Origin of the sequence: Lutibacter citreus (assembly GCF_003260195.1) — a bacterium.
GTDB lineage: Bacteria > Bacteroidota > Bacteroidia > Flavobacteriales > Flavobacteriaceae > Lutibacter > Lutibacter citreus.
This window is the reverse complement of the sequence record NZ_QEIH01000030.1, coordinates 1-1,747: the sequence shown is the minus strand read 5'-3', so window position 1 is coordinate 1,747 and position 1,747 is coordinate 1. Positions and strand designations below refer to the sequence as shown.

The 1,747-nt window shown below is 29.5% G+C and carries 2 protein-coding genes; both read left to right on the top strand.

From position 1 onward, the window contains the following. Positions 1-549 precede the first annotated feature (549 nt). Entirely contained in the window at positions 550-780 is a 231-nt protein-coding gene (locus DAD81_RS20625; RefSeq protein WP_157961216.1) for a hypothetical protein, read from the top strand. Between the two features lie 131 nt (positions 781-911). Continuing rightward, positions 912-1,613 carry a hypothetical protein gene (locus tag DAD81_RS20620; RefSeq protein WP_111710373.1) on the top strand — a complete coding sequence of 234 codons (702 nt, stop codon included), beginning with the start codon at positions 912-914 and terminating at the stop codon, positions 1,611-1,613. The last annotated feature ends 134 nt before the right edge of the window (positions 1,614-1,747 follow it).

Sequence of the window (1,747 nt, the reverse complement as noted above, 5' to 3'; positions counted from 1 at the left end):
AAGTTTGCAAACAATTTTTCTTGATATTCTTTCTTGCCTTGCATACCATGAAAGTACAAAATTTAACCCTTTTTTACAACTTTTTGGCTATATTTAATCGTGTTTGTGCAACAGGCACAATGTATAAAATTTATGCTTAAATTTAAACTAAATATTAACGACAACCATTAAACATAAGATTTGCTACAACCGAAAAATCTCCGATTTTCCAGTCGTACAAAACTTATAAAAACCCGTTGTAAAAGAAAAATCAAATAATAGCTCAGAGCTTACTCAAAACTTTAAGTCTGAATTATCAAAACTTTCAAGTAATGATTTAATGCATTTCATACTTATTTATGAAGTTTATGAAACTGCCGTTATATCTAACCTAACAATATAATTTGGACAGCACAATTTTTAATTAATAATGGTACTTACACAAACACGTATCATTTTGCAGGTTGGTTAATTGTTCAAGGAAAAACTACTTACTTAGAATCTTTATTGAATGCTGATTATCTAGCAAAAATAGAAACCACTAAAAGAGGTTGTGAATATTCATCTTTAATGGAAATAGCAACAGGTTTATACAAAAGCAAAACAGGAAATAATAAAAGAGATTGTAAAAAAGCAGAAATTGAATTTTGGAAAAAACCCGAAATACAAAAAGAGGAAGAAGAAATTATGTCAGAGATAGCTTTTAATAAAACGAAACGAGAGCGAAATTGGAAAATATCTGATTTAGAAAATATCTTACCTAATTTGTATAGAAAAATAACAGCACACAACATTGTATAAAAATAATACTTAGTTTAGCACTCAATCAAGAGTAAATAAGAGTTTGCTTGCTTATGATTTTCCTACGGAAAATCCACGCACACAAACTACGCACTATTCTTATACGTAACCGTTAGCAATAATTAAAAAAAATGAAAATAAAAAAAACAATCTTCTTATCATTCCTTATTTTATTTTGTGCAAATTTATATGCACAGGTTGGTATTGGAACTACAGACCCAAAGTCAACATTAGATATTAATGGAAATCCAACATTAGTAACAGAAACTGATGGGCTATTACCTCCAAGGATATTACGCTCACAACTTATTAATAAAATAGGATATGGGACAGACCAAATTGGAGTAATAATTTATGTTACTGACCTAAGTGGGACTAATAATGCCAAAACAATGAATGTTACAGAAATTGGATTTTATTATTTTGATGGCAATGTTTGGCAAAAGTTAAATAAAAATCTTGAAACAACTTATGAAACAATAGCAATAGGAACTGGAGATCAAACTTTAACAGTTCGTGATGCTGATAAAATAGTCGGATTCACCTTGATATCCAATTATGATAGGTTATCCACAGATACAGGTAAAATGTCTGGAACTTGGATAATTAATGATGACCGAGATAAAATAAGATGCTATATACAAACACTAGAGGATCCATATATAAAATTTTTAGTAATATCTGTACAAATTAACAACTTAACAAATGTAATAGAATTTAGTAATTATACTTCTCGATACTGGAATATAACACAGACTACACCTCAAAATAATTTAAGTAACGATGATACAACTTATAGTTTAGGTAAGATTGTGATTATTAGAAAAGAATAGAACTATTGCTAGTTGAGTAAGTAAGGGGGATTTCACCCCAAACTTCTCACAGAACCGTACGTGAACCTCTCAATTCATACGGCTCTTATTATGCAGTCAATAGTTAGGTTAACTGATAACCTAACGCCCAATGA

Bases quoted from the DNA above. Each gene is read 5' to 3' on its own strand.
- DAD81_RS20625 (WP_157961216.1), top strand. From the start codon at position 550: ATGGAAATAGCAACAGGTTTATACAAAAGCAAAACAGGAAATAATAAA.
- DAD81_RS20620 (WP_111710373.1), top strand. From the start codon at position 912: ATGAAAATAAAAAAAACAATCTTCTTATCATTCCTTATTTTATTTTGT.